Origin of the sequence: Variovorax paradoxus (assembly GCF_030815975.1) — a bacterium.
In the GTDB taxonomy this organism is placed as follows: Bacteria; Pseudomonadota; Gammaproteobacteria; order Burkholderiales; family Burkholderiaceae_C; genus Variovorax; species Variovorax paradoxus_N.
The window spans coordinates 1,643,804-1,665,244 of record NZ_JAUSXL010000002.1 but is presented as its reverse complement, the minus strand read 5'-3'; the positions used below and the strand labels follow the sequence as shown (position 1 = coordinate 1,665,244).

Annotated in this window: 20 protein-coding genes; 15 read left to right on the top strand and 5 right to left on the bottom strand. The window is 68.7% G+C overall.

Annotation, left to right across the window (positions count from 1 at the left end):
- Positions 1-6 precede the first annotated feature (6 nt).
- Complete coding sequence (locus QFZ47_RS11645; RefSeq protein ID WP_307655774.1) at positions 7-1,023, bottom strand: 1-aminocyclopropane-1-carboxylate deaminase; 1,017 nt, start codon at positions 1,021-1,023, stop codon at positions 7-9.
- Between the two features lie 137 nt (positions 1,024-1,160).
- Here QFZ47_RS11645 and QFZ47_RS11640 point away from each other — a divergent pair, with 137 nt between their 5' ends.
- The 3 genes from QFZ47_RS11640 to QFZ47_RS11630 all read left to right on the top strand — a co-directional run bounded on the left by QFZ47_RS11640 (position 1,161) and on the right by QFZ47_RS11630 (position 3,878).
- Entirely contained in the window at positions 1,161-1,670 is a 510-nt protein-coding gene (locus QFZ47_RS11640) for an Lrp/AsnC family transcriptional regulator (RefSeq protein WP_307655773.1), read from the top strand.
- Between the two features lie 134 nt (positions 1,671-1,804).
- Complete coding sequence (fba, locus tag QFZ47_RS11635) at positions 1,805-2,869, top strand: class II fructose-bisphosphate aldolase (RefSeq protein WP_307655772.1); 1,065 nt, start codon at positions 1,805-1,807, stop codon at positions 2,867-2,869.
- Positions 2,870-2,972: 103 nt separating this feature from the next.
- On the top strand, positions 2,973-3,878 hold the full coding sequence (locus QFZ47_RS11630; RefSeq protein ID WP_307655771.1) for a phosphoribosylaminoimidazolesuccinocarboxamide synthase: 906 nt from the start codon (positions 2,973-2,975) through the stop codon (positions 3,876-3,878).
- Positions 3,879-3,903: 25 nt separating this feature from the next.
- Here QFZ47_RS11630 and QFZ47_RS11625 read toward each other — a convergent pair whose 3' ends face one another.
- Together QFZ47_RS11625 and QFZ47_RS11620 are read right to left on the bottom strand one after the other, a co-directional pair.
- Entirely contained in the window at positions 3,904-4,356 is a 453-nt protein-coding gene (locus QFZ47_RS11625; RefSeq protein ID WP_307655770.1) for an META domain-containing protein, read from the bottom strand.
- Positions 4,357-4,510: 154 nt separating this feature from the next.
- The gene (locus QFZ47_RS11620; RefSeq protein WP_307655769.1) at positions 4,511-5,431 is read right to left on the bottom strand and encodes a tetratricopeptide repeat protein; all 921 of its coding nucleotides are present in this window, start codon (positions 5,429-5,431) and stop codon (positions 4,511-4,513) included.
- 36 nt (positions 5,432-5,467) lie between these two features.
- Here QFZ47_RS11620 and purE point away from each other — a divergent pair, with 36 nt between their 5' ends.
- From purE to QFZ47_RS11605, 3 genes are read left to right on the top strand one after another with little or no spacing between them, the layout of a single operon-like run.
- Positions 5,468-6,016 (top strand): 5-(carboxyamino)imidazole ribonucleotide mutase, encoded by a 549-nt coding sequence (gene purE / locus QFZ47_RS11615; RefSeq protein ID WP_307655768.1) that lies wholly within the window; start codon positions 5,468-5,470, stop codon positions 6,014-6,016.
- Positions 6,013-7,212, top strand: a complete 1,200-nt coding sequence (locus QFZ47_RS11610) for a 5-(carboxyamino)imidazole ribonucleotide synthase (RefSeq protein WP_307655767.1) — start codon at positions 6,013-6,015, stop codon at positions 7,210-7,212. The genes purE and QFZ47_RS11610 overlap by 4 nt, the downstream gene beginning before the upstream one ends.
- Positions 7,209-8,210, top strand: coding sequence for an L-threonylcarbamoyladenylate synthase (locus QFZ47_RS11605; protein ID WP_307655766.1), 1,002 nt, complete (start codon positions 7,209-7,211; stop codon positions 8,208-8,210). Before QFZ47_RS11610 ends, QFZ47_RS11605 begins: the two co-directional genes overlap by 4 nt.
- 123 nt (positions 8,211-8,333) lie before the next feature.
- On the opposite strand, the gene QFZ47_RS11600 is transcribed toward QFZ47_RS11605, so the two are convergent.
- Together QFZ47_RS11600 and QFZ47_RS11595 are read right to left on the bottom strand one after the other, a co-directional pair.
- The gene (locus QFZ47_RS11600; RefSeq protein ID WP_307655765.1) at positions 8,334-9,920 is read right to left on the bottom strand and encodes an alpha/beta hydrolase family protein; all 1,587 of its coding nucleotides are present in this window, start codon (positions 9,918-9,920) and stop codon (positions 8,334-8,336) included.
- A 130-nt stretch (positions 9,921-10,050) separates the two neighbouring features.
- Positions 10,051-11,046 (bottom strand): GlxA family transcriptional regulator, encoded by a 996-nt coding sequence (locus QFZ47_RS11595; RefSeq protein WP_307655764.1) that lies wholly within the window; start codon positions 11,044-11,046, stop codon positions 10,051-10,053.
- Positions 11,047-11,171: 125 nt separating this feature from the next.
- On the opposite strand from QFZ47_RS11595, the gene QFZ47_RS11590 reads away from it, so the two are divergent.
- The 9 genes from QFZ47_RS11590 to purU all read left to right on the top strand — a co-directional run bounded on the left by QFZ47_RS11590 (position 11,172) and on the right by purU (position 21,434).
- A complete protein-coding gene (locus tag QFZ47_RS11590; RefSeq protein ID WP_307655763.1) occupies positions 11,172-12,170 on the top strand; it encodes a tripartite tricarboxylate transporter substrate binding protein in 999 nt (332 codons plus the stop codon).
- 112 nt (positions 12,171-12,282) lie between these two features.
- Entirely contained in the window at positions 12,283-13,542 is a 1,260-nt protein-coding gene (gene glyA / locus QFZ47_RS11585; RefSeq protein ID WP_307655762.1) for a serine hydroxymethyltransferase, read from the top strand.
- A gap of 10 nt (positions 13,543-13,552) precedes the next feature.
- Positions 13,553-14,932 (top strand): L-serine ammonia-lyase, encoded by a 1,380-nt coding sequence (locus QFZ47_RS11580; protein ID WP_307655761.1) that lies wholly within the window; start codon positions 13,553-13,555, stop codon positions 14,930-14,932.
- A gap of 18 nt (positions 14,933-14,950) precedes the next feature.
- Positions 14,951-16,195, top strand: a complete 1,245-nt coding sequence (locus QFZ47_RS11575) for a sarcosine oxidase subunit beta family protein (RefSeq protein WP_307655760.1) — start codon at positions 14,951-14,953, stop codon at positions 16,193-16,195.
- A gap of 37 nt (positions 16,196-16,232) precedes the next feature.
- A complete protein-coding gene (locus tag QFZ47_RS11570; protein ID WP_307655759.1) occupies positions 16,233-16,541 on the top strand; it encodes a sarcosine oxidase subunit delta in 309 nt (102 codons plus the stop codon).
- Positions 16,538-19,531: a sarcosine oxidase subunit alpha family protein gene (locus QFZ47_RS11565; RefSeq protein WP_307655758.1), complete on the top strand. Its 2,994-nt coding sequence runs from the start codon at positions 16,538-16,540 to the stop codon at positions 19,529-19,531. Before QFZ47_RS11570 ends, QFZ47_RS11565 begins: the two co-directional genes overlap by 4 nt.
- Positions 19,524-20,132: a sarcosine oxidase subunit gamma gene (locus QFZ47_RS11560; protein WP_307655757.1), complete on the top strand. Its 609-nt coding sequence runs from the start codon at positions 19,524-19,526 to the stop codon at positions 20,130-20,132. Before QFZ47_RS11565 ends, QFZ47_RS11560 begins: the two co-directional genes overlap by 8 nt.
- Positions 20,129-20,575, top strand: a complete 447-nt coding sequence (locus tag QFZ47_RS11555; RefSeq protein ID WP_307655756.1) for a dihydroneopterin aldolase — start codon at positions 20,129-20,131, stop codon at positions 20,573-20,575. Before QFZ47_RS11560 ends, QFZ47_RS11555 begins: the two co-directional genes overlap by 4 nt.
- Complete coding sequence (purU, locus tag QFZ47_RS11550; protein WP_307655755.1) at positions 20,556-21,434, top strand: formyltetrahydrofolate deformylase; 879 nt, start codon at positions 20,556-20,558, stop codon at positions 21,432-21,434. The genes QFZ47_RS11555 and purU overlap by 20 nt, the downstream gene beginning before the upstream one ends.
- Positions 21,435-21,441: the final 7 nt, after the last annotated feature.

Sequence of the window (21,441 nt, the reverse complement as noted above, 5' to 3'; positions counted from 1 at the left end):
GCCCGCTCAGCCGTTGCGGAACAGGAAGCTGTAGGCGTTCAGGGCCGGCACGCCGCCCAAGTGCGCATAGAGCACCTTCGAGCCGGCCGGGAATTCGCCCAGGCGCACCTTCTCGATCATCCCGTGCATCGACTTGCCCTCGTACACGGGGTCGGTCAGCATGCCTTCGAGGCGCGCGCAGAGGCGAATCGATTCCAGCGTGCCTTCGTTGGGCAATCCGTATTCCGGGCCGCCGAAGCGGCGGTCGAGCACCACGTCCTTGTCGGTGATGTCGCGTCCCAGCTCGACCAGTTCGGCCGTGCCCTTGGCAATGCGCACGATCTGCGCGAAGGTCTGCTCGGGCTTGGCCGAGGCGTCGATGCCGATCACGCGGTCGGCCCGGCCGTCGGCCGCGAAGCCCACCACCATGCCGGCCTGTGTGCTGCCCGTGACCGAGCAGGTCACGATGTAGTCGAACTTGAAGCCCAGCTCGGCCTCCTGCTGCCGCACTTCCTCCGCAAATCCGACGAAGCCCAGCCCGCCGCGCGGATGCTCCGAGCAGCCGGCCGGAATCGGAAAGGGCTTGCCGCCGGCCTTGCGCACGTCGTCCATGGCCTCTTCCCAGCTCTTGCGGATGCCGATGTCGAAGCCCGCGCTGTCCAGCCGCACGTCGGCGCCCAGGATGCGGGACATCTCGATGTTGCCGACGCGGTCGTACACCGCATCGGAATAGTTGACCCAGTTCTCCTGCACCAGCACGCACTTCAGGCCCAGGTGCGCGGCCACGGCCGCCACCTGCCGCGTCTGGTTCGACTGGATGCCGCCGATGGACACCAGCGTGTCGTAGCCGCCCTCGAGCGCCTCGGGAATCAGGTATTCGAGCTTGCGCGTCTTGTTGCCGCCGAAGGCCAGGCCGCTGTTGCAGTCCTCGCGCTTGGCATAGAGCTCGACCTCGCCGCCCAGGTGGGCGCTCAGGCGCTTGAGCGGGTGGATCGGCGTGGGGCCGAAGGTGAGGGCATGGCGGGGAAATTTCTTGAGGTTCATCGATGTGTGCTCCGAGAAAGGGATGCCATAGATCGTAGGAAGAAGCCGCCGAAACGTGGTTGCAAACTTCAGTGGAATTGCGGCGTAAATAAAGACAAGATCGGGGAATTCGAGTTTTTTGAGTCGCCAGAACCACAATGAGCACAACAAAGTTGCGTATCACGCCGGCGCAGGCGGCCGAAGCGGCGCCGGAACTCGACCGCACCGACCGCGCCATCCTGCGCGCCCTGCAGCGCGATGCCTCGGTGTCGAACGTGGCCCTGGCCGCCAAGGTCAACCTCAGCGCGCCCGCATGCCTGCGCCGGGTCGAGCGGCTCAAGGCCGCGGGGCTCATCAAGGGCATCGTGGCGCTGCTCGACGCCCAGGCGCTCGAGCTCGGCATGCTGGTGATGATCGGCGTGGTGCTCGACCGCTCGACGCCCGATTCCTTCGCCGACTTCGAGAAGGCCGCGCAAAAGGTCTCGGGCTGCCTCGAATGCCACGTGGTCACGGGCGAGTTCGACTACTTCATGCTCGTGCGCACGCGCGACAACGACAGCTTCAACCGCCTGCATGCCGAGCAGCTGCTGTACCTGCCGGGCGTGCGCCAGATCCGGACTTTCGTGGTGCTCAAGCAGGTGCTGTCGACCACGCAGCTGCCGATCTAGCAGCGCCGGCCACTGCGCGCCGGGGGCTCTCCAGTGCGTGTCAGTGCCGTCCCACAAGGGGGCTCGATAGAATTGGGGCAGTTTTCTCTCGTCTTTCCGCCTTCTTTTTCCCCTATTTTCGCGAGGTATTTCCCATGGCACTCGTCTCGATGCGCGAACTGCTGGACCACGCAGCCGCCAACGGCTACGGCATTCCGGCCTTCAACGTCAACAACCTCGAACAGGTCCAGGCCGTGATGGAGGCCGCCAAGGAAGTTGGCGCGCCGGTCATCCTGCAGGCCAGCGCCGGTGCCCGCAAATATGCCGGCGAAGCCTTCATCAAGCACCTGATCCAGGCTGCGATCGAGCAGTACCCGAACATTCCGCTGGTCATGCACCAGGACCACGGCCAGAGCCCGGACGTCTGCAAGGGCGCCATCGAGCTGGGCTTCAGCTCGGTGATGATGGACGGCTCGCTCGAGGCCGACGGCAAGTCCATTGCCAGCTACGACTACAACGTGGACGTCACCAAGAAGGTGTCGGACATGGCCCACCGCCTGGGCGTGACCGTCGAAGGCGAGCTCGGCTGCCTGGGCTCGCTGGAAACCATGAAGGGCGACAAGGAAGACGGCCACGGCACCGACGACACCATGACGCGCGAGCAGCTGCTGACCGATCCCGAGCAGGCTGCCGACTTCGTCAAGCGCACCCAGATCGACGCGCTGGCCATTGCCATCGGCACCAGCCACGGCGCCTACAAGTTCACGCGCGAGCCCACTGGCGACATTCTGGCGATCGACCGCATCAAGGAAATCCACCGCCGCATTCCCAACACCCATCTGGTGATGCACGGCTCGTCGAGCGTGCCACAGGAACTGCTGGCCATCATTCGCCAGTACGGCGGCAACATGAAGGAAACCTACGGCGTTCCCGTGAAGGAAATCCAGGAAGCCATCAAGCACGGCGTGCGCAAGATCAACATCGACACCGACATCCGCCTGGCGATGACCGGCGCGGTGCGCCAGTTCCTGGCCGAGAACCCCGAGAAGTTCGACGCCCGCGAATGGCTCAAGCCCGCGCGCGAAGCCGCCAAGCAGATCTGCAAGCAGCGCTACATCGAATTCGGCTGCGAAGGCCAGGGCCCCAAGGTCAAGGGCGAGACGCTGCAGGTCGTCGCCGCCAAGTACGCCAAGGGCGAGCTCGCGCAAGAAGTCGTCTGAAGAAACTTTTTTCGCGATTCGCAGGCCACCGTTCGCGGTGGCTTTTTTCTGCGCGCACAATCCGTTTTCCCCGCCACCCGTTTCCGCACAGCAGCACCGTCCCATGACCACCGTCCACACCTCTTCCATCCAGAGCCTGCCCCTGCTTGCGCGCGGCAAGGTGCGCGACAACTACGCCGTCGGCGAAGACCGCATCCTGATGGTCGCGAGCGACCGGCTCAGCGCCTTCGACGTGATCATGGGCGAGCCGATTCCAGGCAAGGGCGAAATCCTCACGCAGATGGCGCTGTGGTGGTTCGACCGCCTCGGCCAGCTGTGCCCCAACCACCTGACGGGCGAGGCGCCCGAGAGCGTGGTCACGCCTGAAGAAGTGCCGCAGGTCACCGGCCGCTCGATGCTGGTCAAGCGGCTGACGCCGATCCCGGTCGAGGCCGTGGTGCGCGGCTACCTGGCCGGCAGCGGCTGGAAGGAATACCAGGAAGGCCGCTCGGTCTGCGGCGTGCCACTGCCCGAGGGGCTCACCAACGCCAGCAAGCTGCCGCGCCCGATCTTCACGCCCGCCGCCAAGGCCGCGGCCGGCGAGCACGACGAGAACATCAGCTACGACCGCGTGGTCGAGATCGTCGGCCCCAAGCTGGCGCAGCAGATCCGCGAGACCAGCCTCGAGATCTACGAAACCGCCGCGCAGATCGCACTGGGCAGGGGGATGATCATTGCCGACACCAAGTTCGAGTTCGGCCTGGACGAGGCCGGCACGCTGGTGCTGATGGACGAAGTGCTCACGCCCGACAGCTCGCGCTACTGGCCGGTCGAGGGCTACCAGGCCGCGCTGGCCGCGGGCACCAATCCACCGAGCTACGACAAGCAGTTCGTGCGCGACTGGCTCGAAGCCACCAAGATCAACGGCAAGCCCTGGGACAAGACCCCGCCGGCGCCGCGCCTGCCGGCCGAGGTGATCGAGAAAACCGCGGCCAAGTACCGCGAAGCGCTGGAGCGCCTCACCGGCTGAAGTGACTGGCCCGGCGTCGGCAGCCTCAGCGGTTCGCCGCGTTCAGCGTTGCCACGGTCCGCCCGCTCGCGTCGAGCAGCGCGAGCCGTCCCGGGCCGGCCAGGCGGTAGGTCGCGGTGGTCTGCAGCGCCGAGATGAATTGCGCTTCGTTGGCGCCGCGCACCGGGTCCGCGCAGGCCATGCGGGTCGAGGCCAGCTGGCCGATGCGCAGCGTGATGCCGCTGCGCGTGAACGACCCCGAAACGCGGTTGCAGCCGCCCGTTCCGCTGACGCGGCCGCTGCTGCGGTCGAACTGGATCTGCGCTTCGCCGCCGGGCGCCACGGGCTCGTCGCCCAGTTGCGCCAGGCGCCAGACCGGCCCCTCGATCGGTTCGTCGAGGCTGATGCCGCTGCCGCAGCCGGCCAGGGCGGCCGCAAGCAGTGCGGTCGCGAAAACGGGAAGCGCGGTGCGGGCGCGATGGCGGGCGAGGAAACGCATGGCCGGTGTGTCCTTCTCAATTGCAACAAGTTGAATCGGTGCGATCGTATTCGACACCACCGTGGCTCGCCAATGCCATGCGCCCGGCCAAGCAAAAAAGCGGCTCAAGAGCCGCTTTTTATTGATTTGCGCATCGAAGTGCGCAATGTGCCGTTCAGCTCAGCACCACGCTGCTGAGGCGGCGGCGATAGGTGGCCACCACCGGATCGTCCGGCGGAATCTGCCCGTCCGCCACCTTCACCTTGGGCGGCTCGATCAGGTCGAGGACCGCGATGTAGGTCTTGCGCGCGAGCTCCTCGTTCCAGCCCTTGTCGCGCATCAGGATCTCGAGCAGCTCGTCCATCGCATCGGTCCAGCGCTGCGCATCCATCAGCAGCTGCGCGCGGCCGAAGCGGGCGTCGAAGTCGCGCTTGCCGGCGGCAATGCGGGCGTCGAAATCGGCCAGCGTGGGCTCGGGGCCCGAGGCCGGCGCCGCAAAATCGATCGCGTCCATCCAGCGCTGCAGCGAATCGAAGCGGCGCACCAGCGTGGTCTTGGCGATCACCGGCGCGAAGGCCACCTTGGCATCGTCGATGCGGCCCATCTGCAGCAGCAGCTTGACGTAGTCGAAGCGCGCGTCGTCGTTGGCCGGGTCGGTGGCCACTGCATGCTGCAGCCGCTCGAGCGCGCCCTCGGTGTCGCCTTCGGCCAGCGCTTCCTGGGCCGCGGCCTCCTGGGAGGCGGCTTCGAGCTGCTTGGCGGCAGGCACGTGCTTGTCGAGGAATTCGCGGATCTTGTCGGCCGGAATGGCGCCCACGAAGCCGTCCACCGGCTGGCCGTCCTTGAACATCACGCAGAACGGGATGCTGCGCACGCCGAACATTTCGGACAGCTGCGACGAGATCTGCGGCACCTTGTCGGCGTCGAGCTTGGCCAGCGCGAAGCGCCCGGCGTACTCGGTTTCGAGCTTTTCGAGCACCGGGCCGAGCTGCTTGCACGGTCCGCACCATTCGGCCCAGATGTCGAGCAGCACCGGCGTGGCGGCCGAGCCTTCGATCAGTTCAGCCTGAAAATTTTCGAGAGTGATGTCGATCATCGGGAACAACTGGGGGTGAAACGTAAAATTGGAACCATGAACGAAACCATTCAGGTCGGTGTAGTGATGGGCTCGAACTCCGATTGGGAGACGATGCGCCACGCGGTCGAGATTCTCCAGCAATTCGGGATCCAGCACGAAGCGAAGGTGGTCTCGGCCCACCGCATGCCCGATGCGCTCTTCGCATATGCCGAAAGCGCCGCCGGGCGCGGGCTCGCCGCGATCATCGCGGGCGCGGGCGGCGCCGCCCACCTGCCGGGCATGCTGGCTGCCAAGACCACGGTGCCGGTGCTCGGCGTGCCGGTGGCCAGCCGCCACCTGCAGGGCGTGGATTCGCTCTACAGCATCGTGCAGATGCCCAAGGGCGTGCCGGTGGCCACCTTTGCCATCGGCAATGCGGGAGCGGCCAATGCGGCGCTGTTCGCGGTGGCCATGCTGGCGGTGAGCGATCCGGCGCTGCGGGCCCGGCTCGATGCCTTCCGCGCCGCGCAAACCGCCGCGGCCGAGGCCATGGCCCTGCCGCCGCCGGTGGCGGATGCCGGCTCCGTATCGCCGTTCTCGCCGCAGGGCGGGGGTGCGCTGTGAACAGCAATCACAACAACGGCCTGCCCATTCTTCCCGGCGCCACGCTCGGCGTGCTCGGCGGCGGCCAGCTGGGCCGCATGTTCGCCCACGCCGCCCAGCGCATGGGCTATTTCACGGCCGTGCTCGACCCCGACGCCGACAGCCCGGCCGGCCGCGTGAGCCACCACCACATCCACACCGACTACGCCGACGTCGACGGCCTGGCGCGGCTCGCGGGCCTGGCCGATGCGGTCACGACCGAGTTCGAGAACGTGCCGGCGCCCTCGCTGGAGAAGCTGTCGGTGGCCCGGCCCGTGGCCCCCGATGCAGGCGCCATCGCCATCGCGCAGGACCGCATCGCCGAAAAGGCCCATTTCACGCGCTGCGGCGTGGCCTGCGCGCCCTATGCGGTCATCGAGACCGCGGCCCAGCTCGCCGCCGCCCCAGACGCGCTGCTGCCCGGGATCCTCAAGACCGCGCGCCTGGGCTACGACGGCAAGGGCCAGCAGCGCGTGTCCACGCGCGCCGAACTGGTCGACGCCTGGCAGGCCGCGGGCTGCGTGCCCTGCGTGCTCGAAAAGCTGCTGCCGCTCGAATTCGAATGCTCGGTGATCGTCGCGCGCGGCCGCGACGGGCAGCTGGTGCACTTTCCGCCCCAGCGCAACCTGCACCGCGACGGCATCCTGGCCGTGACCGAGGTGCATGCGCAGAACATGCCCAAGACCGTGGCGCAGGCGGCCATCAACTCCGCGAAGAGCATTGCGAACGGGCTGGACTACGTGGGCGTGCTGTGCGTCGAGTTCTTCGCGCTGGCCGACGGCTCGCTGGTGGTGAACGAAATGGCGCCCCGGCCGCACAACAGCGGCCACTACACCATGGAAGCCTGCGATGTGTCGCAGTTCGAGCTGCAGGTGCGCACCCTCGCGGGCCTGCCGCTGGCCGCGCCACGCCAGCACAGCCCGGCGATCATGCTGAACCTGCTGGGCGACCTGTGGTTCACCGCGGGCGGCGGCAAGCCGGTGGCGCCGCGCTGGAGCGAAGTGCTCGCGCTGCCCGGCGTGCACCTGCATCTCTACGGCAAGATCGAACCGCGCCCCGGCCGCAAGATGGGGCACCTGACGCTCACCGGCGCCACGCTGGAAAACGTGCGCGCCGCGGCCTCCCAGGCCGCCACGCTGCTCGGCCTGCCGGCGCTGTCGGCGGCCGACTTCGCATGATCCTCGACGGCCAATCCCCGGAAGCTATTGCCGAGGCCGTGCGCGTGCTGCGCTCGGGCGGGCTGGTCGCATTCCCGACCGAGACCGTCTATGGGCTGGGCGCCGACGCCACCAGCGACATGGCGGTGGCCGGCATCTTCAAGGCCAAGGGCCGGCCGGCCGACCATCCGCTGATCGTCCACGTGGCGGCCGGCATCAAGGGCACCGAGGCGCTGTCGCGCTTCGCGCAGCCGCTGCCGCCCTTCGCGCAGAAGCTGGTGCAGGCCTTCTGGCCCGGTCCGCTGACGCTGATCGTCACGCGCCAGCCCGGCGTGGCGGCCGCGGCTGCCGGCGGGCAGGACACCATCGGCCTGCGCTGCCCCTCGCATCCGGTCGCGCAGGCCCTGCTCGCGGCCTGCGCCGAGCAGGGCGTGCCGGGGCTTGCGGGCCCGAGCGCCAACCGCTTCGGCCGCGTCAGCCCCACCACCGCGCAGCATGTGCATGACGAATTCGGCGATACGCTGGCGGTGATCGACGGCGGCGCCTGCGAGGTGGGCATCGAGTCGACCATCGTCGACTGCAGCCGCGGCGCGCCCGTGCTGCTGCGCCCGGGCCTGATCACGCGCGCCCAGATCGAGGCCGCCGCGGGCGAGCGCCTGAGCAGCCGCGAGGTGCTCGAGACGCCCGATCCGCGCGCCTCCGGCACGCTGGAAGCGCACTACGCGCCGGACGCCAAGCTGCGGCTGATGGATGCCAAGGCCATCCAGGCCGGCCTCGACGTGCTCGGCCCGGGCGCGGCCCACATCGCGGTGTGGACGCGCACCGAGGTGCGCAGCCACTCCCGGCGCGTGCTGCAGCGGCGCATGCCGGACGATGCGGCGGCCAGCGCGCACCAGCTGTTCGCGGTGCTGCGCGAGTTCGATGCCGAGGGCGTCAAGCTGATCTGGGTCGAGACGCCGCCCGACATGCCCGAATGGGAAGGCGTGCGCGACCGCCTGCACCGAGCGTCCATGGGCTAACCCCCAGGCTTCGCGCACTTCGTGTCGCTTCTCCCTCCCCCTTGCAGGGGGCAACACCTGCGGCCCGGCAAAGCCGGTTCCGCGGTGTTTCTGGAATAAGACCTTCGAGGCCTTGGCTAACTGCTAGCCGCCGGCGGCCAGCACGCCCTGGAAGAAGCCTCGGGCGGAGGCCAGGCAGAACGGGGGCACCAGGTTGCCGTGGTAGGCCAGGGTGACGGCCTGCCGCTTGTCGGCGTCGCTGCCGGGGGTGTTCTGCGCGAGGGTGCTCTTGGCCTGGGCGAAGCCGGCGCGTGCGGCGGAGTACGAGTCGGTGGTGGCCGTATCTTCGAGGTCGAGCACCGTCAGCGCGGCGGCGGGCATGCCGCGGGCGCGGAAGTAGCCGGCGGTGGCGCGGGTGCTCAGGAAGTTCACGGTCGGATCGTTGGCGCCGCCGCACATGAGCACCGGCCGCGTCGGCAGCCAGTTGCGCAGGTCGTTGGCGCGCGCCGCCCTGCGAAAGCCCACGGCCGGCCGGCAGTCCAGCGGCGAGGTCGTGCTTAGCGAGGCGGCCGTGGCGGGCAGCGCATTGCCGGGGCAGGGATTCGCCTGGATGTCGCCGGCCGCCTGCGTCAGATAGCTCTGGCGGATCAGGTTGTTGGCGCCGTAGAAGATCGCCAGTTCCGGGCTCACCGGGCCCGGCGTCGCACCGGCGGGAAAGAGCGCGAGCTGCGGCAGCTTGCCGTTGGCATAAAGGGTGGCGATGGGCGTCAGGCTCGGCAGCAGGGTGTCGATGCCCGTGGCGTACTGCGACTCGTAGATGTCGCCGGTGCTGCCGTAGACATCGCCGAACTGCTGCTGCCAGCTGGCCGAGAGCAGCGGCACGAACAGCGTGCTGCCGAGCGCCGGCCAGCCCATGAAGGTGTAGTCCGCCAGCAGGCCGATGGCCGAAGGGGCAGAGAGCGGCGCCGACGCCGTCACCGCCCGGCCCGTGGCCTGCATCTCGCGGTGCGCCGCCAGCGCCACGTAGCCGCCCTGCGAATAGCCGGTGATCAGCAGCGAGCCCGCGTCGTTGGCGCTGATGCCCGCGAAGGTCTTGCGCGCCGCGGTCAGCGCATCGACCATGTCCTTGCCCTGCTGGTCGCCGTTGAGGTACGGGTGGTAGGCCAGCGTCGACTTGTCGTAGCCCGCGTAGTTGGGCGCCACCACGATGTAGCCCTGCGCCGCGAACATGGCGGCGATCGTCAGGCCTTCGCCGGTGGCCGGCTGGGTGGAGTCGGTCCATCTGGCAAGGTTGTAGTTGCGCGCGGCAGTGGTGCCGTGCGCATACAGCACCACCGGCCGCGGCCCATTGCAGGCCACGTCGGCGCCCGAGGGAACCATGACCGCAGCGGTCGCGTTGGTGGCTTCGTTCTTGCCGCCGATGGTGCGGTATTCGAGGTAGCGCACTTCGACCCCGCACTTGGGCGTGCCGGCCACCTGCAGCAAGGCCTTGCCCTGGTCGGTCGCCTGGAGGTTGGTCCTGAACTGTTCGGCCGACAGCTTCGCGGTCTGCTCGGGCGGGTCCGTGACGACCGAGCCGCGGCCGGTGTCGCCGGCCGGCGGCGGAAAGCCGACGCCGATGCCGCCGCCCCCTCCACCACCGCCGCCGCAGGCCGCCAGCAGCAGCGTCGCGCCGCCGAGTGCCGCAATCTTGTGCAGCGGAATGTGGAGTTGTCGTTGCGGCTTTTTCAAGGCGTGGCTCCTGCGTGTTGTTTTGTTCGAACGGGCGTCCGATTCTGTGCAGCGCCGCGGCCGTGCGCAAGCGGCGCATCTACCAGCAGAAGTTTTCAGTACACGGCCGCCCGCAGCGGCCTGGCTTCGGCTACCGGTCCGTGCGCGCCGCCTGGCGCACTTCGCGCGGGCTGCTTCCGAGCGCCTTGCGCACGACGCGCGCGAAGCTCGCGCCGTCCTGGAAGCCGCATTCCAGCGCCACCTCGGTCACCTCGAGGTCGGTGTTCTGCAGCAGCCAGCGCGCCCGCTCCAGGCGCAGCTGCTGCCGGTATTCGGCGGGGCTGAGGCCCACGTCCTGCTGGAAGCGCCGTTCGAGCTGGCGGCGGCCGATGCCCAGGGGTTTGCAGAGCTTCTCGATCGTGGCCGGCGTGTGCAGCTGCTGCTCCAGCAGCAGCATGGCCTTGTGCACCACCGTGTCGGTGGAGCGAACCGACAGCACCTGCTCCGGCTGCAGGGTGCGCGAGGGCAGCGGCTGTTCCTCGATCATGATGCGCAGCGCCTTCACCGCGCTGGCGCGGCCGATGGTGCGCTCGATGACGTGCGCCGCAAGATGGACGACGCTGGTGCCGCCCGCGCAGGTGAGCCGGTCGCGGTCGACCACGAACATCTGGTTCGACACGATGCGGCACTCTGGGAATTCAGCGGTGAACTCTTCGCGGTGGAACCAGCTGACGCAGGCGACGTGCCCGTCCAGCAGTCCGGCGCGCGCCAGCACGAAGGAGCCGGTGCACAGCCCCACGAGCTTGACGCCCGCTGCCGCCGCTTGCCGCAAAAACGCGGTGAGGCGCGCGGGCACCCGCTGGCCGCCGTGCAGCAGTCCGCCAACCACCACGAGGTAGTCGTAGCCCTGCGGCGAATCGAGCGGCGCATTGGGCGCCACGCTCGCCCCGCAACTGGAGAGCACAGGTCCGCCGCTCGCATCCAGCACGGCCCAGCGGGCCAGGAGCGGGCGGCTCCGGTCGCCCTCATCGGCGGCGAGCCGCAGTGCGTCGACGAAGCCGGCGAAGGCCGTGAGCGTGAAGCTTGGGGTTAGGAGGAATGCGACGCGAAGCTTGCAGTCGACCTTTTCCCGGGGCTGGGATTTCATCGCGGGATGCTAGCGGCTATGTCGCAAAGCGCAAGTTGCGCGTCGCAAACCGATCGGCGCCCGCGGCCCTGCACGCCGAAGATGAAAAGCCGCATCCGACACATCACCAAGCGACAGGAAACCCCATGCTTTTCATCATCCGTGCAATGCCCAGCCTGGCCGCCAAGGCAAGACCCGCTGCCGTGGGCGCCGTGCTCGCTGCGGCGATAGGCGCGCAGGCCCAGGACTATCCCAACCACTCGGTGAAGGTCGTGGTGCCGTGGCCGGCCGGCGCCATCACCGACGCGACCGCCCGCAAGATCCTGGAAACCGTTTCGCGCGACGCAGGGCAGGCGTTCATCGTCGAGAACAAGGTGGGGGCCAGCGGCGCGATCGGTTCATACGCCGTCAGCAAGGCGCCCGCAGACGGCTACACCCTGCTGGTCTCGTCGTCCGATACGCATGCCATCAACCCCATCTACTACTCCCGGCTGAACTACGGCACCCGGGACTTCGTGGAAATCACGGGCCTGGCGAAGTTTTCGTACGCCCTTGCCATCGGCGCCCACGTGCCGGCGAACACCCTGGCCGAATTCGTGGCGCTGGCCAAGGCGAGCCCGCGCCGCTACACCTATGCCACCTGGGGCAACGGCAGCCTGGCCCACCTGGGCAGCGAAGCCTTCAGCACCACGGCAGGCATCCAGTTGATGCACGTCCCGTTCCAGGGCGCGGCGCCGGGCCTTCAGGCGTTGCTGGCGGGCACCGTCGACATGATGATCCTGCCGCAAGCCGCGGCCGAACAGAACCGCAAGACCGGCAAGCTCAAGGTGCTGGCGCTGGCCGGCCCGAGCCGCAGCCGCGTGCTGCCCGACGTGCCGACGACAGCCGAGCTGGGCTATGCGGATGTGGTCGTCCAGCAATGGTTCGGGCTGGTCGCTCCCAGGGGCACTGCGCCCGAGGTCCAGAAGAAGCTCGGCGACTGGTTCTCGAAGGCGGCGACGCAGCAGGACATGGTGGCCTGGCTGGAGACCCAGGGCGGCGAACCGATGCCCCTGCCCGCGGACAGGCTGCGTTCCTTCCAGGCCTCCGAGTCGGTGCGCTGGAGCCGCGTGATCCGCGAATCGAAGATCGACATCCAGCCATGAAGGGCTGTCGCAAATGGCATGTTGTGTGTCGTAAGCAGACCAGCACCGGCGGCCCTGCGCGCCGAAGATGAGCCCACTTCGCCATCCCCATCTATCACCCAGGACGTCATCCATGTTCAGCTACAGCAAGCAATCGCTCAAGACCGTCGACCCCGATCTGTGGGCGATCGTGCAACAGGAACACCAGCGCCAGGAGCAGCACATCGAGCTGATCGCCAGCGAAAACTACGCCTCGCCGGCCGTCATGGCGGCGCAGGGCACGCAGCTCACCAACAAATACGCCGAGGGCTATCCGGGCCGCCGCTACTACGGGGGCTGCGAGTATGTCGACCTGGCCGAGCAGCTCGCACTGGAGCGCGTCAAGCAGCTGTTCGGCGCGGACACGCACGGCTGGGCCGCCAACGTGCAGCCGCATTCGGGCGCGCAGGCCAACGAGGCGGTGTTCATGGCGCTCATGAAGCCCGGCGACACCTTCATGGGCATGAATCTCGCCGAAGGCGGGCACCTCAGCCACGGCATGGCGCTGAACATGAGCGGCAAGTGGTTCAACGTGGTGAGCTACGGCCTGAACGAGCGCGAGGAGATCGACTACGACGCCATGGAGCGCAAGGCGCACGAGAGCCGGCCGAAGGTCATCATCGCCGGCGCCTCGGCCTATGCGCTTCGCATCGACTTCGAACGCTTCGCACGCGTCGCGAAGGATGTCGGCGCCCTGCTGATGGTCGACATGGCGCACTACGCAGGGCTCATTGCCGCAGGGGAGTACCCCAACCCGATTCCGCACGCCGACATCGTCACGAGCACCACGCACAAGAGCCTGCGCGGGCCGCGCGGCGGCATCATCCTGATGCGTCCGGAGCACGAGAAGGCCATCAACAGCGCCGTGTTCCCGGGCCTGCAGGGCGGCCCGCTGATGCACGTGATTGCTGCCAAGGCGGTCGCGTTCAAGGAGGCGCAGGCGCCGGAGTTCAAGCAATACCAGCAGCAAGTCGTGAAGAACGCCGCGGCGCTCGCCGAGGCGCTGGTCGAGCGCGGGCTGCGCATCGTCAGCGGCCGCACCGAAAGCCACCTGATGCTGGTCGACCTGCGCGCCAAGGGCCTGACGGGCAAGGCGGCCGAAGCCTTGCTCGGCCAGGCGCACATCACCGTCAACAAGAACGCGATTCCCAACGACCCGGAAAAGCCGATGGTCACCAGCGGCGTGCGCCTCGGCTCGCCGGCGATGACCACGCGCGGCTTCAAGGAGCGCGAAGCGCGCCTGGTGGGCCACCTGATCGCCGATCTGCTGGACCGTCCGCAGGATGCGGCCACGCTGGCCGAGGCGCGCTCGCAGGTGGCGACGCTGACGCGCGATTTCCCGGTGTACGCCTGAGGATCCCGCCGTGGCCGTCAGCACCTTCGACCTCTTCAAGATCGGCATCGGGCCGAGCAGCTCGCACACCGTGGGCCCCATGCGCGCGGCCAACCTGTTCACCGCGGACCTGCGCGAGAGCGGCTCGCTCGACGCGGTGCGGCGCGTGCGCTGTGCGCTCTACGGCTCGCTCGGCGCCACGGGGAAGGGCCACGGCAGCGACAAGGCCGTCATGCTGGGGCTCGAAGGCGAGCAGCCCGACCTGATCGACCCGGACTGCATCCCTGGCCGGCTGGAGCAGATCCGCGGGCAACGCATGCTCAACCTGGCGGGCAGCCATCCGGTCGCCTTCGACGAGCGCGAGGACCTGCTGTTCCTGCGGAGGGAAGCGCTGGCCTTCCATCCCAACGGCATGCGGCTCACGGCACTGGACGCGATGGCGCAGCCCGTGCTCGAGCGCACCTATTTTTCGGTCGGCGGCGGCTTCGTCGTTCTCCATGACGAATCCGGCGCGCCTCAGTTGGGGCCGGACACGCGCCCGTTGCCTCACCCGTTCCGCACCGGCGAAGAACTGCTGCAGCAGTGCCAGGCGAGCGGCCTCACCATCGCACAGCTGATGTGGCAGAACGAGCTGGCCTGGCGCAGCGCCGACGATCTGCGCGGCGGCCTGCGCCGCATCTGGGAGGCCATGCAGGCCTGCGTGAAGCGCGGGGTGGCGAGCGAAGGCACGCTGCCCGGCGGCTTCAAGGTGCGCCGGCGGGCGGCCGACCTGTACCGCGGGCTGACGGCCCATCCGGAGGCGGCGCTGAGCGACCCGCTGCAGGTGCTGGACTGGGTCAACCTCTATGCGCTGGCCGTCAACGAAGAGAATGCCGCCGGCGGCCGCGTGGTCACGGCGCCGACCAATGGCGCGGCCGGCATCGTGCCCGCGGTGCTGCACTACTACCGCAGGTTCACGCCAGGGGCCAACGAGCAGGGCGTGTTCGATTTCCTGCTCACGGCCGCCGCCATCGCGATCCTCTACAAGGAAAACGCGTCGATCTCCGGCGCCGAGGTCGGCTGCCAGGGCGAGGTCGGCGTGGCCTGCTCGATGGCCGCCGGGGCCCTGTGCGCGGTGCTCGGCGGCACGCCCGAGCAGGCGGAAAACGCCGCCGAGATCGGCATGGAGCACCACCTGGGCCTGACCTGCGACCCGGTGGGTGGCCTCGTGCAGATCCCGTGCATCGAGCGCAATGCGATCGCCTCGGTGAAGGCAATCAACGCCGCGCGCATGGCGCTGCGCGGCGACGGCACGCACCACGTGAGCCTCGACAGGGTGATCAAGACCATGCGCGAGACCGGGGCCGACATGAAGACGAAATACAAGGAAACCTCGCGCGGGGGCCTCGCGGTCAACGTCGTGGAATGTTGAAGCCAACAGGAGATAGTGATGCAGAAATTCTCGATCTGGTCGCTGCTGCGCAACTCGGTCTCGTACCACGAGGGTTGGCAGAAGCAATGGCGCTCGCCGGAGCTCAAGCGCGAATACGACGTCGTCGTGGTGGGCGCGGGCGGCCACGGGCTGGCCACCGCGTACTACCTGGCCAAGGAGCACGGCCTGCGCAACGTGGCGGTGGTCGAGCGCGGCTGGCTGGGCGGCGGCAACACCGCGCGCAACACCACCATCGTGCGCTCCAACTACCTCTGGGACGAAGCGACCCAGCTGTACGAGAAGTCGATGAAGCTGTGGGAGGGCCTGTCGCAGGACCTCAACTACAACGTGATGTTCAGCCAGCGCGGCGTGATGAACCTCGGCCATTCGCTGCAGGACATGCGCGACATCCAGCGCCGCGTCAACGCCAACCGCCTGAACGGCGTCGACGCCGAGGTGCTGACGCCGCAGCAGATCCAGGAGATGCTGCCCTTCATCAACCTGAACGCGCGCTACCCGGTGCTCGGCGCATCGCTGCAGCGGCGCGCCGGCGTGGCGCGGCACGATGCGGTCGCGTGGGGCTTCGCGCGCGCAGCCGACTCCTACGGCGTGGACATCCTGCAGAACTGCGAGGTGCACGGCATCCGCCGCGACGGCGGTGCGGTGACGGGGCTGGACACGGCGCGCGGCTTCATCAAGGCCAAGAAGGTGGCCATCGTCGCGGCCGGCCACTCCAGCGTGCTGGCCGAGATGGCGGGCATCCGGCTGCCGCTGGAAAGCCATCCGCTGCAGGCGCTGGTTTCCGAGCCGCTGAAGCCGATCTTCCCGACGGTGGTGATGAGCAACGCCATCCACGCCTACATCAGCCAGTCGGACAAGGGCGACCTGGTGATCGGTGCCGGCATCGACCAGTACGCGGGCTATGGCCAGCGCGGCAGCTACCACGTGATCGAAAGCACGCTGCAGGCCATCGTGGAGCTGTTCCCGCTGTTCTCGCGCGTGCGCATGAACCGGCAGTGGGGCGGCATTGTCGACGTCTCGCCGGACGCCTGCCCGATCATCGGCCTCACGCCGGTGAAGGGCCTGTACATCAACTGCGGCTGGGGCACCGGCGGCTTCAAGGCGACGCCGGGCTCGGGCTGGGCCATGGCGCACACGGTGGCGCAGGACCGGCCGCACCCGCTCAACGAAGCCTTCTCGCTCGACCGCTTCTACAACGGCCACCTGATCGACGAGCACGGCGCTGCCGCCGTCGCCCACTGACCGCCTTCACTTCCAGATCATTTTCGAAAGACACACCATGCTGCAGATCGATTGCCCCTGGTGCGGCCCGCGCGCCGAGTCCGAGTTCAGCTGCGGCGGCGAGGGCGGCATCGTCCGTCCGCCCAACAGCGAGTCGCTGACCGATGCCGAATGGGGCGACTACGTGTTCATGCGCAAGAACCCCAAGGGCGTGCACCACGAGCAGTGGCGCCACGCGAGCGGCTGCGGCCGCTGGTTCAACGTCCTGCGCGACACGGTGAGCTACCGCATCCATGCCACGTGGCGCATCGGCGAAGCCATGCCCGACGCCGAAGGCCAGGCCGCCGCCTCCAGGAGCAACGCATGAATGCCCGCCTTGCCGCCGGAGGACGCATCGACCGCGACCGCGTCCTCAACTTCACATTCAACGGCCGTGCGTACCGCGGGCATCCCGGCGACACGCTGGCCTCGGCGCTGCTCGCGAGCGGCGTGTCGGTCGTGGCGCGCAGCTGGAAGTACCACCGCCCGCGCGGCATCCTGAGCGCGGGCGTGGAAGAACCCAATGCGCTGGTGCAGCTGTTCGACGGCGCCCGCACCGTGCCCAATGCCCGCATGACCGAGGTGAGCCTGGTCGAAGGCCTCGTTGCGACGTCCATCCATGCCAGCCCCAGTGTCGAGTTCGATCTGAAGGCGGTCAACGGATGGTTCTCGCGCCTGATCCCGGCCGGCTTCTACTACAAGACCTTCATGGCGTCGCAGGGAGCCTGGCATTTCTTCGAGAAGCACATCCGGGCATCCAGCGGCCTGGGCGCCTCGCCCACGGTCGGGGATCCGGACCGCTACGAAAAACGCTTTGCGCATTGCGACGTGCTCGTGGTGGGCGGCGGCATCGCAGGCCTCACGGCTGCGCTCGCGGCGGGCCGAAGCGGCGCGCGGGTCATGCTGTGCGACGAGCAGGCCGAGCTCGGCGGCTGGCTGCTGTCCAGCGACGAGAAGATCGACGGGCTGCCCGCCGCGCAGTGGGTCGAGCAGGCACGCGAGGAGCTCGCGTCGCTGCCCGAAGTGCAGGTGCTGCCGCGAACGACCGCCTTCGGCTACCACGACCACAACCTGGTCACGCTGGTCGAGCGTCGTGCCGACCACCTGCCGTTCGCCGAAGCGCCGGTCTTCCGCGAGCGCCTGTGGCGGCTTCGTGCCAGGCAGGTGGTGCTGGCCACCGGCGCGCACGAGCGCCCGCTGGTGTTCGGCAACAACGACCTGCCCGGCATCATGCTGGCGTCGGCCGTGTCGACCTATGTGCGCCGCTATGCGGTGCTGCCGGGGCAGCGGGCCGTGGTCTTCACCAACAACGACACCGGCTACGACGCGGCGCTGGCGCTTCACGGCGCGGGCGCATCGGTGGTGGTCGTCGATGCGCGCAGCAAGCCCGACGGCAGCCTCTCGCAGCGTGCCAGCGGCAAGGGCATCGAGATCCTGCCGGGCCAGGTGATCACCGAAGCGCACGGCCGCAAGCGGGTGACTGCGGCCGTGGTGCAGCAGCTGGATGCGCAGGGCCGCCTCGGCGGATCGCCGCGAATGCTCGCATGCGACCTCGTCGCCGTGTCGGGCGGCTTCAGCCCGGTGATCCACCTGCAGTGCCAGGCGGGCAGCAAGCCGGTCTGGGACGACGGCCATGCCGCCTTCCTGCCCGGCCGTGCGGCGCAGGCCGAATCTTCCGCCGGCAGCTGCTGCGGCCTGCAGAGCCTTTTCCTGTGCGCCCACAGCGGATGGGCCGCAGGCGCGGCCGCGGCGCAGGCGGCGGGCTTCCAGGTGGCGCCCACGCCGCTGCCCCGCATGGCCGACACCCAGCCTGGTTCGTTGCGTCCGCTGTGGCTGGTGCCGCATGCCAAGCGCGTGAGCCGGGCGCCCAAGCAGTTCGTCGACCTGCAGAACGACGTGGCCGCTTCCGACATCCACCTGGCGGTGCGCGAGGGATTCGAATCGATCGAGCACGTCAAGCGCTACACCGCCATGGGTTTCGGCACCGACCAGGGCAAGACAGGCAACATCAACGGCATGGGCATCGCCGCCCAGGCGCTCGGCAAGTCCATTCCGCAGGTCGGCACGACGACCTTCCGCCCCAACTACACGCCGGTGACCTTCGGCGCGGTGGCCGGGCTGGAACTGGGCGACGCCTTCGAGCCGGTGCGCACCACCGCCATGCACGCATGGCACCTGCGGCAAGGCGCGCTGTTCGAAGACGTGGGCCAGTGGAAGCGCCCCTGGTACTACCCGAAGCCGGGCGAGGACCTGCACGCCGCGGTGCGGCGCGAGGTGCTCGCGGTGCGGCACAGTGTCGGAACGCTCGACGCCTCGACGCTCGGCAAGATCGACATCCAGGGACCGGATGCCGCCACGCTGCTCAACTGGGTCTATAGCAACGCCTGGTCCAAGCTCGAGGTCGGCAAGTGCCGCTATGGCCTGATGCTGGACGAGAACGGCATGGTGTTCGACGACGGCGTCACCGTGCGCCTGGGCGAGAACCATTTCCTCATGCACACGACCACCGGCGGCGCGGCGCGCGTGCTGGCCTGGCTTGAGCGCTGGCTGCAGACCGAATGGCCGCACCTGAAGGTGTTCCTCACGACCGTCACCGACCACTGGGCCACGACCGCGCTCGCCGGGCCGAAGAGTCGACAGGTGCTGCAGAAGCTGTGCCAGGACATCGACTTCGACGACGCCGCGTTCCCCTTCATGTCGTACCGCGAGGGCACCGTGGCCGGCGTCAGGGCGCGCATCATGCGCATCAGCTTCTCGGGCGAGCGAAGCTATGAGGTCAACGTGCCAGCCGCGGACGGCCTGCGCGTATGGGAGGCGATCCAGGCCGCGGGCGCACCGTACGGCATTACGCCCTACGGCACCGAGACCATGCACGTGCTGCGTGCCGAGAAGGGCTACATCATCGTCGGCCAGGACACCGATGGCTCGGTCACGCCGGTCGACCTCGGGATGGGTGCCATGGTGGCCAAGACCAAGGACTGCCTCGGCAAGCGTTCGCTCTCGCGCAGCGACACCGCGCGGCCGGACCGCAAGCAGTTCGTCGGCCTGCTCACCGATGACCCCCAGGTGGTGCTCGAAGAGGGCGCCCAGGTCATCGACGAGCCGAGGCCGAGCATCCCCGCGCGCTCGGCCGGCCATGTGACATCGAGCTACGCCAGCCCCACCCTGGGCCGCTCGATCGCCCTGGCGCTGGTCAAGGGCGGCGCCCAACGCATGGGCGAACGGGTGCACCTCTCCATGCACGGTGGCCGCACGGTCACCGCCACCATCGCCAGTCCCGTGTTCTTCGACCCGAAATCGGAGCGTCAAAATGCCTGAGGTCCTCCAACGCAAAGCCGAGCCGGCCATTCGCCGGCCGGTGGCGTCCGCCGCCCCCGTCACCAGAAGCCTGCTCGCCGGATGGCGCGAGGGCCTCTGCATCGTCAACCTGCGCGGCAATGCCGAGGACACGGCGTTCCGCCAGGCCGTCGAAAGCGTGCTGGATGCGCCGCTGCCGGTGAAGCCCTGCACCACCGGTGAAGGCAGCGCGGTGCGCGTCCTGTGGGCGGGGCCCGATGACTGGTTCATCGTCGGCCCCAAGGGGCAGGCCGATGCGCTGGCGACCCGGCTGCGCAAGGCGCTGGCCGGCCAGCACCACGCCGTGACCGACGTGAGCAGCGGCTATACGGTGCTGCACCTGAGCGGCACGCCGGCGCGCGACGTGCTCGCCCAGGGCTGCCCGCTGGACCTGCATCCGCGCGCCTTCGCGCGCGGCGCATGTGCCGGGTCGCACTTCTTCAAGGCAGGGGTCTGGCTGTGGCAGACCGACGACGCACCCGAGTACGAGCTGCTGGTGCGCCGCAGCTTCGCGGGCTATGTGTGGCTGATGCTCGAACGCGCCACCGCAGAGTGCGGCCTCGTCACGCGGCGGTTTGCGTGAACACGACGTGGTCGGTGAGGATCGAGCGCCTCTGCACACAGCTTCGCGTCGGCATCTATGCCGATGAGCTCGAGCCGCAGCCGGTATGGGTCGACCTGGTGCTGCACGGTACCGCTGCGGCCTGCCCGACGGCGCTCGGCGAGTGCATCGACTACGAGCCGCTGTGCCGCTGGATCACCGAGGAATGGCCAGGCACCCCGCACACTCCGCTGCTGGAGACGCGGGTCAACGAGCTGATCGCCTTCGCCTTCGATTTCGATGGGCGCGTGCAGCAAGTGCGCGCCGGTCTCGCCAAGGAACGCGTGAGCGGCTCGGCGGTGTCAGTGGGCATCGAACGCAGCGTCTCGCGCGCGGATTTCGAAGCGCAGCGCCGCCATGTACAGACGATGGCGGCCTTGTGCATGCCGAGCGAAAGGACCAGCGATGAGCACCAGCCTGCCTGACGAAGACCGCTACTGCCTGACCCTGGCCTGCCGGAGTGCCCGCGGCCAGGTGGCGACGGTCACTGCGCTGCTCGAGCGGCACGGTGCCTACATCGAGGAGTTCGCGGTCTTCGACGACGTCCTGAGCGAGCGCTTCTACGTGCGCGCGGTCTTCCGCGTGCGCGGCGCGGCTGCGCGGAACATCGATGCGCTGCGTGCGGGCTACGCCGCGGCGCTGTCTGGCTTTGCAGATGCCGAGGGCGCGATCCACGACACGCGGCGCCCGGCGCGCGTGCTGATCATGGTGTCCAAGGCGGACCACTGCCTGCACGACCTGCTCGCGCAGCGCCGGCGAGGCGAGCTCGACATGGACGTCGTCGCCGTGGTGTCCAACCACGCCGACCTCGCCGCCGTCGCGGCGGCCGAGGGCGTGCCCTTCCATCACTTTCCGATCACACCCGAGACGAAGCTGCAGCAGGAGGCGCAGGTGCTGAACTGCATCCGCGAGTACGGTGCCGAGCTGGTGGTGCTGGCGCGCTACATGCAGGTGCTGTCGGAAGACATGTGCCGGGCGCTGGCCGGGCGCGTCGTCAACATCCACCATTCCTTCCTGCCGGGCTTCAAGGGCGCGCGCCCGTATGTGCAGGCCCATGCCCGCGGCGTGAAGCTGATCGGCGCCACGGCGCACTTCGCAACCACCGACCTGGACGAAGGACCCATCATCGAGCAGGCGCTGGAGCGGGTCGACCATGCCTTCGGCCCAGAGCAGCTGCTGAGCACGGGGCGCCACGTCGAATGCCTGGTGCTCGGGCGCGCCATTCGCTACGTGCTCGAGCACCGTGTCTTCATCAACGGGCTGCGCACCGTCGTGCTGCGTTGAGATTGTC